15 protein-coding genes are annotated in these 14,715 nt (G+C 70.3%); 9 read left to right on the top strand and 6 right to left on the bottom strand.

Annotated elements, in window-relative coordinates; translation table 11 throughout:
* Window positions 1–13 precede the first annotated feature (13 nt).
* On the top strand, window positions 14–304 hold the full coding sequence (locus tag AC1RTC_RS11160) for a DUF4287 domain-containing protein (RefSeq protein WP_493155623.1): 291 nt from the start codon (window positions 14–16) through the stop codon (window positions 302–304).
* Window positions 305–314: 10 nt separating this feature from the next.
* Window positions 315–662 (top strand): LysR family transcriptional regulator, encoded by a 348-nt coding sequence (locus AC1RTC_RS11155; RefSeq protein ID WP_493155621.1) that lies wholly within the window; start codon window positions 315–317, stop codon window positions 660–662.
* On the opposite strand, the gene AC1RTC_RS11150 is transcribed toward AC1RTC_RS11155, so the two are convergent.
* The 4 genes from AC1RTC_RS11150 to AC1RTC_RS11135 form a co-directional block, all read right to left on the bottom strand.
* The gene (locus tag AC1RTC_RS11150; RefSeq protein ID WP_493155619.1) at window positions 659–2,236 is read right to left on the bottom strand and encodes an ABC-F family ATP-binding cassette domain-containing protein; all 1,578 of its coding nucleotides are present in this window, start codon (window positions 2,234–2,236) and stop codon (window positions 659–661) included. The two genes, AC1RTC_RS11155 and AC1RTC_RS11150, sit on opposite strands and share 4 nt — an antisense overlap.
* Window positions 2,237–2,311: 75 nt before the next feature.
* Window positions 2,312–3,181: an ROK family protein gene (locus tag AC1RTC_RS11145; protein WP_493155617.1), complete on the bottom strand. Its 870-nt coding sequence runs from the start codon at window positions 3,179–3,181 to the stop codon at window positions 2,312–2,314.
* The gene (locus AC1RTC_RS11140) at window positions 3,178–4,917 is read right to left on the bottom strand and encodes a class I mannose-6-phosphate isomerase (protein WP_493155615.1); all 1,740 of its coding nucleotides are present in this window, start codon (window positions 4,915–4,917) and stop codon (window positions 3,178–3,180) included. Before AC1RTC_RS11140 ends, AC1RTC_RS11145 begins: the two co-directional genes overlap by 4 nt.
* Window positions 4,918–4,986: 69 nt before the next feature.
* Window positions 4,987–5,322: an L-rhamnose mutarotase gene (locus tag AC1RTC_RS11135; RefSeq protein WP_493155613.1), complete on the bottom strand. Its 336-nt coding sequence runs from the start codon at window positions 5,320–5,322 to the stop codon at window positions 4,987–4,989.
* An 85-nt stretch (window positions 5,323–5,407) separates the two neighbouring features.
* Here AC1RTC_RS11135 and AC1RTC_RS11130 point away from each other — a divergent pair, with 85 nt between their 5' ends.
* The 7 genes from AC1RTC_RS11130 (at window position 5,408) to AC1RTC_RS11100 (ending at window position 12,775) form a co-directional block, all read left to right on the top strand.
* A complete protein-coding gene (locus AC1RTC_RS11130; protein ID WP_493155611.1) occupies window positions 5,408–6,052 on the top strand; it encodes a GntR family transcriptional regulator in 645 nt (214 codons plus the stop codon).
* Window positions 6,053–6,137: 85 nt separating this feature from the next.
* Window positions 6,138–7,391 (top strand): ABC transporter substrate-binding protein, encoded by a 1,254-nt coding sequence (locus tag AC1RTC_RS11125; RefSeq protein ID WP_493155609.1) that lies wholly within the window; start codon window positions 6,138–6,140, stop codon window positions 7,389–7,391.
* Window positions 7,392–7,491: 100 nt separating this feature from the next.
* Complete coding sequence (locus AC1RTC_RS11120; RefSeq protein ID WP_493155607.1) at window positions 7,492–8,334, top strand: carbohydrate ABC transporter permease; 843 nt, start codon at window positions 7,492–7,494, stop codon at window positions 8,332–8,334.
* Complete coding sequence (locus AC1RTC_RS11115) at window positions 8,331–9,161, top strand: carbohydrate ABC transporter permease (protein WP_493155605.1); 831 nt, start codon at window positions 8,331–8,333, stop codon at window positions 9,159–9,161. The genes AC1RTC_RS11120 and AC1RTC_RS11115 overlap by 4 nt, the downstream gene beginning before the upstream one ends.
* Window positions 9,158–11,101, top strand: coding sequence for a DUF8034 domain-containing protein (locus AC1RTC_RS11110; RefSeq protein ID WP_493155603.1), 1,944 nt, complete (start codon window positions 9,158–9,160; stop codon window positions 11,099–11,101). Before AC1RTC_RS11115 ends, AC1RTC_RS11110 begins: the two co-directional genes overlap by 4 nt.
* A complete protein-coding gene (locus AC1RTC_RS11105; RefSeq protein WP_493155602.1) occupies window positions 11,098–11,877 on the top strand; it encodes an RraA family protein in 780 nt (259 codons plus the stop codon). The genes AC1RTC_RS11110 and AC1RTC_RS11105 overlap by 4 nt, the downstream gene beginning before the upstream one ends.
* A 1-nt stretch (window position 11,878) precedes the next feature.
* Window positions 11,879–12,775: an aldo/keto reductase gene (locus AC1RTC_RS11100; RefSeq protein ID WP_493155601.1), complete on the top strand. Its 897-nt coding sequence runs from the start codon at window positions 11,879–11,881 to the stop codon at window positions 12,773–12,775.
* Between the two features lie 189 nt (window positions 12,776–12,964).
* Here AC1RTC_RS11100 and sufU read toward each other — a convergent pair whose 3' ends face one another.
* The gene (sufU, locus tag AC1RTC_RS11095) at window positions 12,965–13,393 is read right to left on the bottom strand and encodes a Fe-S cluster assembly sulfur transfer protein SufU (protein ID WP_493155600.1); all 429 of its coding nucleotides are present in this window, start codon (window positions 13,391–13,393) and stop codon (window positions 12,965–12,967) included.
* Entirely contained in the window at window positions 13,390–14,643 is a 1,254-nt protein-coding gene (locus tag AC1RTC_RS11090; protein ID WP_493155599.1) for a SufS family cysteine desulfurase, read from the bottom strand. Before AC1RTC_RS11090 ends, sufU begins: the two co-directional genes overlap by 4 nt.
* Window positions 14,644–14,715: the final 72 nt, after the last annotated feature.

The raw sequence follows: 14,715 nt of genomic DNA, 5'->3' as shown, positions 1-14,715 counted from the left end.
GTAGGCTCGAGCCATGTCATTCCAGGCGTACCTCGACAACATCGAGGAGAAGACCGGCAAGACTCCGCGCGAGTTCGTCGCGCTGGCGGAGGCCAAGGGGTTCGGCCCGGGCGCGAAGGCGACACCGATCGTCGAGTGGCTCGCCGCCGACTTCGGCCTCGGCCGGGGGCACGCGATGGCGCTCGTGCACGTGATCACGAAGGGGCCGGCGATCAGCACCAAGCACGTGGGCACGGACGGCGTGCACCGCGACGAGTCGGAGACGCTCTGGCTCGATGGGAAGGCCACCAAGCCGACGCAGTAGCCTGAGCCGAATGGACCACTCCCTGCTCAAGCAGTTCGTCGCCGCTGCCCGCTACCTGCACTTCGCGCACGCGGCGCGGGCGCTGGGCATCCCGCGGTCGACTCTTCTCGCGGGCATCCGGTCCATCGAGGCGCAGCTGGGCTACCCGCTGTTCGACACCGCCGCGAGCTCGACCCGGCTGACCGCGGAGGGCGAGGCGTTCCTCGTGGAGGCCGAGCGCCAGCTCGCGACCTCGGCGAAGGCCGCGGCCGCGTCGGTCGCCCCGCCGGGCGGCAAGGCGAAAGCCTCCAAGGGCAAGGGACGCGCGCCCGCGGTCAAGGGCGAGCGCAAGCCGGGCCGGCCGCGGCAGGGGCGCTAGCCCGCGCGCACCTCGAGCTCGCCGTCGGCCCCGCCGAAGACGAGGTAGCGGTTCGCGATCTTGTCGGTGAAGAACCGGTCGTGGCTCACCACGATCACCGCGCCCGGGAAGTGCGCGAGCGCGCGCTCCATCACCTGCGTGCTCGACAGGTCGAGGTGGTTGGTGGGCTCGTCGAGCACCAGCACCGACGCCCCGGAGAGCAGGCACTGGGCCATCGCAACCCTCGCGCGCTGGCCGCCGGACAGGTTGCCGATGCGCTGCTTGAGGTCGGCCTCCGAGAACTGGAACATCGAGAGGAACCGCCCCACCGACTTCCGCGTGGCCGTGAGAGCGAGTGAGTCGGGCAGCGCGTTCACCGCGTGGGTGACGGTGTCGTTGTCATCGAGCTGCTCGAGCATCCGGTTGTAGGAGACGACGGATGCCCCGGCCGCCCAGTTGACCTCCCCCGAGTCCGCCTTCTCCTCCCCGAGCAGCACGCGCAGCAGCGTGCTCTTGCCGCTGCCGTTCGCGCCGAGCACCGCCACGCGGTTGCCGCGGCGGAGCTCGAACTGCAGCCCGCGGAACAGCACCTTGTCGCCGTAGGACTTGTCGAGCGACTCGACCCGCGCGAGCACGTCCTTGACGTGCAGTCCGCCGTAGATCTCGGTGATGATCTGGTCGACGGGCCGGGGCGCGCGGGACTTCTTGATGCCGGAGAGCTGCTTGTCGAGGCTGCGGCTCGCGGCCTTTGCCGCCTCGCGCCGGTCGGCGATGCCCTCGGCCTCGAAGGCCAGCAGCTCCGACTCGTGGACGAACTGCGCCTCGAGGGTCTTCAGCCTGAACTGCTTCTGCACCACGTACTCGCCGAAGTTGCCCGGGTACTCGTGCAGGTGGAAGTTCTCCACCTCGATGATGCGGGTGACGACGGTGTCGAGGAACCGCCGGTCGTGCGACACGATGATCGCGGCACCGGTGAACGCCCGGAACCAGGCCTCGAGCCACTCGACGCCCGCGACGTCGAGGTAGTTGGTCGGCTCGTCGAGCAGCAGCACCTGCGGGTCTTCGAGCACGATCTTCGCGAGCGCGGCGCGGTTGCGCCAGCCGCCCGAGAGGTCGTCGATCGGGCAGGTGCGGTGGGCCTCGGTGAACCCGAGCGTCGTAAGGGCGGTGTCGATGCGTCGGCGGTAGTCCCAGCCGTCGAGCCGGTCCATCTCGGCGAACAGGTCGGACTGCCGGTGGATGAGCGGGTCGAGGTCATCCGGCCCGGCGCCGATCGCGGCGTCGATGGAGGCGAGCTCGTCCTCGATGCCGCGGATCTCGGTGAACACCTCCTCGAGAACCTCGGTGATGGTCTGGGTGCCGTTGAGCTCGGAGAACTGGGAGAAGTAGCCGATCTTGAGGTCGGCCTCGACGGTGACGGCGCCCTCATCCGGAGTCACCTGGCCGAGCGCGAGCTTGAGCAGTGTCGACTTGCCAGAGCCGTTGCGGCCGATGAGGCCGACCCGGTCGCCGGCCTCGAGCCGGAAGAAGGCCTCGCGCAGCACCTGGTTGCCCTCGAAGCGCACGGCGACGTCGTTGAATCTGATGAGGCTCATGCCACTCTTCCTGCCGGGTGGTTGGAACCCGGTACCACCGTAGCTGCCCCGTGGGCCCGCCCGGGCGAGCAGGCTTCAGCGAGGGCGGTCCGCGGCGATGGCGGCGCCGATCAGGGGCGCGCCGTCGAGGGCGGCCGCCCTGCGGATGCTGACGGGGCGCCGTGACGACCCCCTGAGCACCGCGGCCTCGAGGGTGGGGCCGATGATGTCCCACGAGGCCGCGATCGAGCCGCCGACGACGATCTCGTCGGCGGCGAAGGCATCGAGCGCCGGTCCGATCACGGTGCCGAGCGCGTCGAACGCCTCCGCCACCGTGGTTGCCGCCGGCACGTCGCCGGCGCGCGCGAGTTCGCAGATCTCCCGGACATCGGCGTCACGTCCTGAGCGCGCTCGGTAGGCCTCCCGGAGAGCTGCTCTCGAGACCGTCTCCTCCAGGGGGCGGCCGCGCCACTCCAGCAGATGCGCACGACCGCCCTCGGGAATGCCCGGCCAGCTGGTCACCCCGACGCCTCCCTCGAGGAAGCTGGAGCCCACGCCCGTTCCCAGGGTCACGTGGATCGCCCGGTGCGCGGGTCTTCCCGATGCGTGCCACTCGCCGACGGCGAACGCCTCCGCGTCGTTCACGAAGACGCAGGTGTCGGCGTTCAGGCAGCGGATCAGGCCCGCGCGCACGTCCACGCCGTCGAGCGCCCCGAACTTGCCGATGCCGCCGAACCTCCCCACTCCGCGCTCGTAGTCGAACGGGCCCGGGATGGCCACTGCCCACTGGCGGGTGCCGATGGCGACGAGCGCGGCGGCGGCGGCGAAGGACTCGAAGAGCTGCTCTGCCGGGGCGGCGGCGTCGAGGGGGTGCCGCACGTCGCGGATCACTGTCCAGGAGTCGACGTCGACGAGCCCGGCCGTCACATGGGTCCCGCCGATCTCCAGCACGGGCCGGAGTCTCATGCGGCCCGCTGGGTTCCGCGCACCGAGGCCGTGACGGTGGCATGCTCCAGCCCGACCCCCTCCCCGTGCGGCCGGATGCGGTACGGCCCCACCGCCGCGGGCACGATGAAGGTCTCGGCGTAGTGCACGACGAAGGGCGGGAACGCCCCCGACGGCGACTCGACGATCACCTCGCGGCCCGCAACGAGGTTGAGCATGTTGACGGTTCCCTCGGTGTGGTGCTCGACCGTGCCGGTGAACCAGTGGCGGCGCACCTCGAGGAACTCGAACTCGTGCAGACCGGTGCGCTCGGCCCGCCAGCCCTCGCCGCCGCCCAAGGGCACGGGCGGCACGACGAGGTTGCGCTCGACCCACTCCGTGTCCCGATCCCACTGGATGTTCGCCAGAGCGTGGTCGAGGTGGATCGGCCGTGGCATCCCGTCGAGTCCCACGCGGTCCCAGTCCCACATCTTGAAGGTGAAGATGTACGGCGTCGCCGAGATCTCGAGCACCATGGAGTTCGCGCCGGAGCAGTGCACGGTTCCCGCGGGAATCGAGAAGTGGTCGTGCCGCCGGGCCGGGAAGGAGTTGATGTAGCTCTCGGCGGGGAACGGGACGTCGCCGCGCTCCGCGGCCCTCAGGTCGCGGGCCATGGCGTCGGGGTCTGCTCCGGTCTTGAGCCCGAGGTACACCACCGCGTCGTCGCCGGCGTCGAGGATGTAGTAGCTCTCGTCCTGGGTGTAGGCCATCCCGAATCGATCCCGGATGTACTCCGTCACGGGATGGACCTGCAACGACAGGTTGCCCCCTCCCATGGTGTCCAGGAAGTCGAAGCGGATCGGGAACTCGGCGCCGAACCGGGCATAGGTCAGCTCGCCGAGCAGCTCCCTCGGGTGCAGCATCGTGAGATCCATCGCGGGGAGCTGGAAGAGCGAGTCGCCGTCGCTCAGCAGAAGGCTGTTCTCCTCGGGCACCCCGTCGAAGGACCAGGCGAGATTCGCCTCCGGCCGGTTCAGGGCGAGGGTGCGGTTCATCCACTGCCCGCCCCAGACACCGGGGTCGAAGTAGGGGACGAGGCGGAACGGGCGGCGCGCGATGTCCGCGAGCGCGTCGCGCACCGCAGCTCCGGGCAGCATCGCGACGTGGGAGGGATCATTGAGATCCATCACGAAGTCGGCTCGCGGCAGCAGCGCGGCCTTGTGGCGGTCGGCCGCGCGCCACTCCAGGAAGTACCCGCGCTTGACCTTGCGGAGGGGGTCCTCGGCGGCGTTGTCGGCCTTCCAGTTCGGCATCCCTCGGCGGTACCGCTGCTGGATCTCCCATCGAGCGAGGTCCCCGACGACCAGGACGTCGGGGTCGTCCCAGACCTCGGCGGCGCCCCATCCGATCAGCACGAGCGCCCCGGAGCGGTTGCTGACCGTGTCCCGCAGCTCGCGCACGCGATCGGGATCGTAGAAGTCGGCAACCCGCGCGCGGGACATGACGCCGAAGACCCGATCGTCCGTGAGCGTGTCCGTGAACCGGGATGCACGGCTCTCGGCCGGGAGAGCAGCGCCCTCCACGTCCACAACCTCCGCGGCCAACGCGGAGCGCGCGGCCTCGCAGAGGGCGTCCACGTCGGCCCCGGGATACGTGTCGATGACGATCACCGGGGCGGCCAGGCCCGCCGAGGCCTTCCTGAGCAGGTGCCACGCGGCACCGTCGAGGGCGATCGTCACGCCCTCCCGCAGGGGCGTCGACGGAGTGGGGTCGTACACAGGGATGCTCTTCCTATCGATTGACGATTATCGACAAGATATTCGACATCCCGATCGGGGGCAAGCCGCTCAGGGCAGGTCGGGCCCCTGCTCGTCACCGTCGAGGTGCCACACGAGCGGCAGAACTGCCGCGGACTCCGCCGCATCGTCGACCATCGTCGCGATCAGCTCGTCCCAGTGCCGATCGATCGGGCCCAGGGATGCCATTGCCTCGCTCATCGCGTCGAGGCCGTCGGTGGTGCGGATCGTGTGGAAGAGGGTCTCGCCGTCGCTCCAGATGTTCCACTCGATCACCGCCGCGGCCCGCAGCGCGCGGGCGATCGGCTCCGGGATGCGAGCATGCGCAGCCGTATAGCGGGCGAGTTGGCCGGGCCTGAGCCGGGTGCGGTAGCCGATGAGGTGCATGGGCCCAGTGAAGCGGGTGCCGTCGCATCCGTCAATCGAGTATCGACTACTTTAGTTGAACACTCAACGAAGGGACGCGACTGCGATGTCGGAGATGGAAATCGGCCGGGAGCTGCTCTCGGACAAGGTGTACGACATGATCCTCGGGTCGATACTGGACGGGACGCGGGCGCCGGGTGACAGGATCGTGGAGTCGGAGATCGCGCGGCGGCTGGGAGTGAGCCAGGCGCCGGTCCGCGAGGCCGTGAAGCGCCTCGTCCACGCCGGTCTCGTGACGTCGGAGCCCCGCAGGGGCAGCTACGTCACCGAGATCTCGCCCCAGGAGTTCGCGATCGCCCGGGAGCTGCGTGCCGACCTGGAGAGCGCGGGAGCCCGGGCGGCCGCCGGCACGATCTCCGACGCCGAGGTGAGCGCGCTGCGGGCGATCGTCGAGCGCATGGACGCGGCGGTAGCGGCGGGGGACTGGGCACTGTTCCGACAGCACGACATGGCGTTCCACCGCAGCGCGCTCGCCGTGGGCGGGCATGCCATCCTCACGCGGGTGTGGGACGCGCTCGAGCCGATCCTCGTGAGCCAGCGCGCGATCGGCGATCCCTCCTTCGCGGGAAACCGGTCGGTGGTCGTGGGCTGGCACTCGGACCTGATCGAGGCGCTCATCGTCGGCGATGCCCAGTCGGCGGGCGAGGCCTTCTACGCCCACGCCTCGGGGGCGCTCGAGGCCACCCAGTAGCTGCGGCTCTTTGACAGGCGAGGAGCCTGGCGTTAGCATTCAGTCAATCGCCTATCGATAGGCGATCACTAATCAAGGAGGATTAATGAGACACAGCAAGTTTGCGAAGGTCGGTGCGGTCGCCGTGGCCGCCGCCGTGGCCTTCGCTTTCGCGGGCTGCGCCACCCCGCCGGACTCCGGCGACGGCGCGCTCACCGGCGACATCAGGATCCTGGCGAACATCACGCCCGTCCTGACCAAGGAGTACTACGAGGACCTTCTGGCCCCGTACCTCGAGTCGCACCCCGGCGTGACGGTCACCATCGAGACGCCCTCGGGTGAGGACGTCCAGGCCACGCTCCAGCAGGAGCTCGCCTCCGGATCGATTCCCGACATCGTCGCGAGCAACCTCGACCCCGTCGTCATCCCGCAGCTGACCGCCTTCCCCGAGGAGGACTGGGTGAACGCCACCCCGCTCGCCCAGGAGAACAAGGTCGACGGCAAGATCTGGCAGGTCGCCACCGGCGCCCAGATCCAGTCGCTCGTGTTCTACAACAAGGACGCCTTTGCCGCAGCGGGCATCACCGAGACCCCGGCCTCCCTGGAGGACTTCACAGCGGACCTGCGCAAGCTCAAGGACGCGGGCTACGTTCCGCTGCAGACCGCCGGGGAGTGGGTGACCGGCGCGCAGTTCGCGATGATGGCGAACCCCGCCCTGCTCGCCGACGGGCCGCAGTACTGGGCCGACGAGACCGCGGGCACCGCGTCGTTCGCCGACAGCCCCTACGCGACCTACTTCGACACCTACGCCGGCTGGGTCAAGGACGGCCTGGTCCAGAAGGACGCGCTCGGCCTCAAGTACCAGGACTCGATCGACGGTTTCACCTCGGGCAAGGCCGCGACCTACATCATCGGCAACTGGATCGTGCCCTCGATCGACGACGCCGACGTGCCGTTCGAGGTCGGCGTGTTCGCCACCCCGACCATCGACGGCGCGCTGCCCAAGCAGTTCAGCGGTCCGGCGCAGCCCTACTCGATCCTCAAGGACTCGAAGAACCAGGCGCTCGCACTCGACATCGTGAAGTACCTGGTGTCGGACAAGGACGCGATCGCGAAGTCACTGGCTTCCGAGGGCAACTTCCGCGCCGGAGTCAGCTACGACGGCAGCCCGCTCAACGCGGCAGTCGCGGCGATCCTCGACGCGGCCCCCGGCTCGGTCCCGGGAACGACGGGACCCGGCATCCCCGCGGGCTTCGCCGACGAGCTCAACCTCCAGGTGCAGAGCCTGTACACCGGCGGGTCGCCGGCAGATGCAGCCAAGGCGCTCGACGCATGGTGGAAGACGAATGCCGCCAACTGATACGGCGATTCGGCCCGAGGGGGCGGCAGCCGCCGTCCCCTCGGGGCACCCCGCCACGCGTTCGCGTCTCGCTCGGCGGGACTCCCTTACCGACCTCCTCATGGCCGGTCCCGCGCTGACCCTGGTCGTCGGGTTCGTCCTCATCCCGATCCTCATCGCTATCTACCTCAGCCTCACCAACTGGGACGGCTTCACCTTCCCGCCCAAGTTCATCGGACTGCGCAACTACATCCAGCTCGGCCAGGACCCGACGGTCGCCCGGGCCGCCGGACTCACCCTTCTGATCACCGTCGTGGGCACCGTCGCCTGCAATGTGCTCGGGCTCGGGGTCGCCCTGCTCCTCAACGCCAACACCCGCGTCAACGCGCTCCTGCGCGTGCTCGCCTTCTACCCCTATGTGATCGGACCGGTGATCCTCGGCTTCCTCTGGTCCTCGATCCTGGGCACGAACGGCGCCATCAACTCGCTCCTGGACTCCGCGGGCCAGGAGAAGGCCCCCTTCCTCTCCGATCCGACCTGGGCCACCGCTTCCGTCATCGCCGTCATCGTCTGGTCGAGCTTCGGCGTCAACGTGGTGCTCTACCTGGCCGGCCTGCAGACGATCCCCGAGAGCCTCATCGAGGCCGCGCGAATCGACGGCGCCTCGCGGTGGCAGACGTTCTGGCGCGTGAAGCTCCCGATGCTGGCGCCCACGGTCACGGTCAACATCGTGCTCGTCGTGGTGGGCCTGCTGCGGGCCTACGAGCTCATCCTCGCGCTCACCGCCGGCGGTCCGGCGGGCAGTACGCAGAGCGTCGTCTACAACATCCTCTCGACCTCCTTCACCAAGTCCCAGCTCGGCTACGGCGCCGCGCAGTCCGTCGTGCTGCTCGTCGCCATCGTCATCGTGACGGTCATCATCACCGGCGCCCGCCGCCGCAGCGAGCAGGCGGTCGCCGCATGATCAAGTCAGCCATCCCGCGCGCTCTCGCGCTCGGGGCCCTCGCCCTCATCATGATCGTTCCGATCTACCTGCTCGTGACGAACGCCTTCAAGTCGCAGCGCGACATCGTCGCGTCGCCCTTCGGATTCCCGAGCGAGGGGTTCTCGCTCGAGTACCTCCAGCGCGCGATCACGGCGCCCAGCTTCAACGTCGTGGGCGCCTACGCGATCAGCGCGTTCTTCGTCGTCGCGGTGAACCTGGCATCCGTCGTCGTGGCCGGCCCGGCGGCGTACGCCATTGCCAGGGGCACGCGCCGCTACCACCGCGTCGTGTTCCTCGTGCTCCTGACGGGACTGTTCATCCCGAGCCAGACGCTCGTGATCCCGGTGATCTACGTGCTCAAGACGATCGGGCTCATGGGCACGGTGCCCGGCTTCCTGCTCTTCGAGACCGCGGGCACCATCCCGACCTCGCTGTTCCTCTACGTCGCCTTCATCCAGAGCCTGCCGCGCGAGCTGGACGAGGCGGCGAAGATCGACGGCGCCGGCCGCATCCGCACCTTCTGGCAGGTGATCTTCCCGCTCATGACGCCGGTTGTCGCGACCGCCGTCATCCTCAACGCCGTGGGCGTGTGGTCTGACTTCGTGAACCCGCAGATCATCCTCGGCCCGGGGTCCGGCATCTACACGGTCACCACCGGCGTCTACGCCGCGGTGAGCAAGTACTCGACCGACTTCACCCTGGTGTACCCGAACATGCTGCTGGCGGCGGCCCCGGTCATCGTGTTCTACGTGCTCCTGCAGCGCCGCATCATCGGCGGTCTGACCTCGGGGGCGATCAAAGGATGAACAACCTCAGACCCTCGCTCGACGTTGTCGCGAGCATCCCGCTCATCGAGGCGCCCGTCTGGGCGGTGCTTCAGCGGAGGCTGTTCGCCCTGCTCGACGACGCCTGGCGCGAGTTCGAGGCCACCTACTGCGCGCCGGACGGCAGCCTCGTGTACGCCGGCCCGATGCACGACCGCGACGGCGTCGACGACTTCTACGAGCCCTTCTTCAACTGGCCGGTGCTGTACCGCCTGGGCGGATCGAGCGACCTGCTCGCCGCGGCGAAGCACCACTGGGAGGGGGTGACCCGCCAGATGACGGCCTTCGGCTTCGTCAAGGACGAGTACGAGCTCGGCTACGACTGGTTCCACCAGGGCGAGTCGATGATCTTCTTCTACGCGCTGTGCGCCGCCGACCCCGATGACGCCGCGTTCCGCGGGCGGGCGGAGCGCTTCGCCCGGCTGTACCTGCCCGGCTCCGCGAACTACGACGAGGCGGCCCGGATGATCGTGGCGCCGCACACCGGATCGGGCGGGCCGCGCTGGGGCCTCGGCGAGGACTGGCGCGAGTACCGCGCGACCATGGACGGGATGCGCCCGTACGGCCTTCCCCTTCAGGACCTGCCGGGCATCCGAACCTGGGACGACCTCGCCGAGGGCGACAACGCCGCGCGCATGGGCCAGGCGATGATCGACCGCATGGGCCGCGGCGACACCGCCGTCAACCTCGCGGCGACCTCGCTCGTCACCAACGCGTGGCTCTACTCCCACGACCCCGCCCTGGCGGGCTGGGTCGTCGACTACGTGGACGCCTGGCGCGAGCGCGCGGCGGCGAACGGCGGGCTCATCCCGGACAACGTCGGCCCCTCCGGGATCGTGGGCGAGCTCCACGACGGCGCCTGGTACGGGGGCCACTACGGCTGGCAGTGGCCGCACGGCCTCCACTCCGTGGAGGCGGGCGCCGCGATAGGCGCGCTCAACCACGTGATAGTCACCGGCGGCACCGCGGCACTCGACCTGGCTCGAGAGCCGCTCGACACCGTTCTCGCCCGCGCGCGCGTCCTCGACGCCGAAACGGCTGGCCTGGACCCGCGCTGGGCGCAGAAGGTCGGGCTCGCCGAGGGAGCTGCCGTGCGCCTGATCCCGTGGCGCCACGGCCCGGAGGGCTGGTTCGACTGGGCGCCGCCGCCCCTCAACTACCCCGTCTGGCTGTGGTGGGTGTCGCGCTCCGCGGAGGACCTCGCCCGGCTCGACGAGCTCGAAGCCGGCGCGGCGTTCGACTGGACCGCCACCGTGCTCTTCCACGACAAGGAGGAGCAGGGCCACGAGGCACCGTGGTTCACCTACCTGCGCGGCCGCAACCCCTCCTACCCCGTTGACGCTCTCGAGCTCGCCCTCGCGCAGGTCGCGCGCCGCCTCGCGCTCATGCGCGCGACGCCGCACGGCCCCTCCGACGACGACATCCACTGGTGGCAGCGACTCAACCCGGTAGTGACGGAGGTGCTCACCCAGCTCACCACCGGCGCCCCGCCCGCCCTGTACAACGGCGGCCTCGGGCAGGCGAGCGTGCTCTACGGGGACGCCGACCTCGGCAGGCCCGGTCTCCCGCAGGACGTCGCGGCGCTCGTCACCACGATCGACGAGACGGGCCTCGAGCTCGAGCTTGTGAACCTCGGGAGCTCGGCGGTCCGCCGCGTCGTCGTGCAGGCCGGCGCGTTCGGCGAGGACCGGATCGACGGCGTTCACTCCACCTCGGCCGAGGGCGGCTACCCTGGGTCGCCGCTTGAGTACGGCATCCCGTCGCCCGGTACTGCCACCGTGGACGAGCCGGCGGGCTCGGCGCGGATCACCGTGACCCTCCCGCCGCTCACCCGCGTGGCGCTGCGCCTCGACATCACGCGACGGGCCTACGTCGCTCACCACGCTTCCTTCGCCCATTACCAACAGGAGAACCACCGATGACCGACTACGACGAGCCCACGCAGGTGTGGCCCCTTCCCGTGCGCGGCGAGCCGTTCCAGCGCGCCGACGCCGACATCCTGCGCCGCATGGACGCCGTGAGCGCCGCGACCGCGGCAGCGAAGCTCAACGGCATGGGCATCTCGCGCACCTCCGTGCAGGGCCCGGTCGCGCTCGAGACCGGGAGCCGCGTGATCGGCTCCGCCCTCACACTGCAGTTCATGCCGCAGCGCGAGGACGTCGCGAGCGGCCTCAGCCAGGAGTACGTCGAGCGGCACACCGCCCTGTGGGCCGTGCTCGAGACCGTCCAGGAGGGCGATGTCCTCGTCGTCCAGGCGTTCGGCAGCCCCTTCACCGGGTGCTTCGGCGACATGCTCGTGCGCTACTTCAAGCGCCGCGGCGGCGCCGGCATCGTCGTCGACGGCCGGATCCGGGATGCCGCGCGCGTGCGAGAGCTCGGCGTGCCGATCTGGTGCACGGGCACCACGCCGAACTACGCCTCGCAGGTCGACCTCTTCCCGTGGGCCTACGACGTGCCGATCGCCGCCGGGGGAGTCCTGTGCCTGCCCGGCGATGTGGTCGTGGCGGATGACGACGGCGCCGTGATCGTGCCCGCGGGCAAGGCCCTCGAACTCGTGCAGTCCGCGGAGGACCACGAGAACTGGGAGGAGTTCAGCCGTATGCGCCTCGAGCAGGGCGCCCGGCTGTCGGACTACTACCCCCTGAGCCCCGACAGCCGCGCCGAGTACGAGGCGTGGCGCGCCGAACAGCCCGTCTGACGTGAACCGCCTGGGAAGCACCGCGGTCGGCGTCACGCCGATCGGCCTCGGCACCGCGCAACTCGGCAACCTCTACGGCGTCATGACCGCGGAGGAGGCCGCGGCGATCGTGGACACCGCGTGGATGCGCGGGGTGCGGTACTTCGACACGGCCCCGCACTACGGACTCGGCCTCGCGGAGCGCAGCCTCGGTGCCGCCCTCGCCCGGTATCCGCGCGACCAGTACGTGCTGAGCACCAAGGTCGGCAGGCTCATCGTCGACGGTGAGCGGCAGTGGGACTTCAGCGCCGCTGGTGTGCGGCGCTCCCTCGAGGAGTCGCTCGACCGGCTGGGCCTCGACCGCGTGGACGTGGCGCTCGTCCACGACCCCGAGGGTCATCTGGGCGTGGCGCTCGGCGAGGCCGTGCCGGAGCTGGTCCGGATGCGCGAGGCGGGCATCCTCGGAGCCATCGGCGTCGGCTCGGGCACGCTGCAGGCGCTCGAGCCGTTCGCTGCCGGGGCCGACATCGACGCCGTCATGGTCGCCGGACGGCTCACGGTGCTCGAGCAGCCCGCGCTCGAGAGGCTGGTGCCCACGTGCCGGGAGAGGGGCATCTCGATCCTGAACGCGGGCGTGTTCAACAGCGGGCTGACCGCGCGCGCCTGGCCCTCCGACGAGTCGCACTACGAGTACGGGCGGGCGCCCGCCGACCTGATCGAGCGCGCGCGGCACATCGCGCGGCTCGCGGAGGAGCACGGCACCACCCTGCCGCAGGCGGCGCTCACGTATGCGGCCCGCGAGCGCTCCGTCGCCTCCGTGGTCATCGGGGCCGACAGCCCCGCGCAGCTGGAGGAGAGTATCGACGCCCTGGAGGAGCGGCGCGACCTCGGTCCCCTCTGGGCCGCGCTCGGGCTCTAGGCCGCCACCCTCGGGCGCTACCCCGCCGCGCTCGGGCTCTACCGCCACGCCCCCCGCGCTCCAACCCGCGCCCGGCCGCGCGGACCCATTGACCCCATGCGGAGGTTTCGGCATCCGCATGGTGTCACAACCTCCGCGCGGGCTGCCGGCGGGGTGCGGGGCGGCGCCCGACGAGATCGGGGAGCGCGGTCATCCCGCCAGCGCGTGCTCGAGCGCGACCCAGGGGAGCATCGCGCACTTCACCCGCGCCACGTACTTGGAGACGCCGTTGAGGGCGATCGCGTCGCCGAAGCGGTCCTCGTCGAGCTCGATCTGGCCGCGCGAGCGCATCGCCGCGCGGAACTCCTCGAGCAGCTCCTGCGCGGTCGCGACCGGCACCGCGTCGAGGAGCGTCGCGAGCAGGGACGCGGAGGCCTGCGAGATGCTGCAGCCGTGCCCCTCCCACCCGACGGCCTCGATCACGCCGTTCTCGACCCGGATCGACAGGGTCACCTCGTCGCCGCAGGTGGGGTTCACCTGGTGCGACTGGCCCGTGGGCGACTCCAGCGGCACCCGGCCGTGCGGGTTCTTCGCGTGGTCGAGGATCAGCTGCTGGTAGAGCCCGTCGAGGTCGCTCACGCGCTCACTCCGAAGAAGGCGCGGGAGTCGGCGACCGCCGCGAGGAAGAGGTCGATCTCCGCCTCGGTCGTGTAGACCGAGCCGCTCGCGCGCGTGGTCGACGTGAGCCCGAGACGGCGGTGCAGCGGCTGGGCGCAGTGATGGCCGACCCGCACGGCGATGCCCCGGTCGTCCAGGAACTGGCCGACATCGTGGGCGTGGATGCCCTCCACCGCGAAACTCGCGAGACCCACGCGCTCGTGGCCCTGTGCTCCGAGAACCCGTACGCCGTCGACCGCGGAGAGCCCCTCGATCAGCTGCCGGCTCATCCTGCTGCCGTGCTCGGCGACGCGCTCCATGCCGATCGCGCTCAGGTAGTCGACCGCCGCGGCGAGGGCGATCGCCTGCGACACCCGCTGGGTACCGGCCTCGAACCGCTGCGGCGCGGGGAGGAACTGCGCGGACTCCATCGTGACCGTGGTGATCATCGACCCGCCGGTGAGGAACGGCGGGAGGGCGTTGAGCAGTCGGCTGCGGCCGTAGAGCACTCCGATGCCGGTGGGGCCGAGCATCTTGTGGCCCGAGAAGACGGCGAAGTCGACGTCGAGCGCGTGCAGGTCGAGCGGGAGGTGCGGTGCGGACTGGCAGGCGTCGAGCACCACGAGCGCGCCGACAGCGTGCGCTCTTTCGACGAGATCGGCTAACGGGTTGACGACGCCGAGCACGTTCGAGACGTGCGAGAACGCCAGAATGCTCGTGCGGTCGGTGATCGGCGCGCGCTCGAGGTCGAGCGCGCCCTCGTCATCGACCGGGATGTACCGCAGCACCGCCCCCGTGCGCTGCGCGAGCTGCTGCCACGGGATGAGGTTCGCGTGGTGCTCGAGCTCGGTGACGACGATCTCGTCGCCGGGCTTCAGGGCCAGCTCACCGCCGTTCGAGAGGGTGTACGCGAGCAGATTCACGCCCTCGGTGGCATTCGACGTCCAGACGATCTCGTCGGCGTCGGCACCCACGAAGCGGGCTACAGTCTCCCGAGCCTCTTCGAACTCCTCCGTCGCGAGCGCCGCGAGAGTGTGGGCGCCGCGGTGCACGGCCGAGTTGCGCGTGACGGAGAAGTCGCGCTCGGCGTCGAGCACCGCGAGCGGTTTCTGCGAGGTGGCGCCGGAGTCGAGGTAGACGAGCGGTCGGCCGTTCACCTCCGTCGCGAGGATCGGGAAGCCCGCGCGGATCGCGGTGATCTCGGTCTCGGTGAGGGTGGGAGCGGTGGGCATTGTGTGCACACCTCAGTGAACCACCCCGGGCGCGGGGAATTCCCGCAACTCGACCAGCGAGACAGCCTAGGC

The organism is Rhodoglobus sp. GW821-FHT12B09 (genome assembly GCF_058809925.1).
Note: the sequence above shows the minus strand (reverse complement) of the source record. Positions and strands in the feature narration are given on the sequence as shown.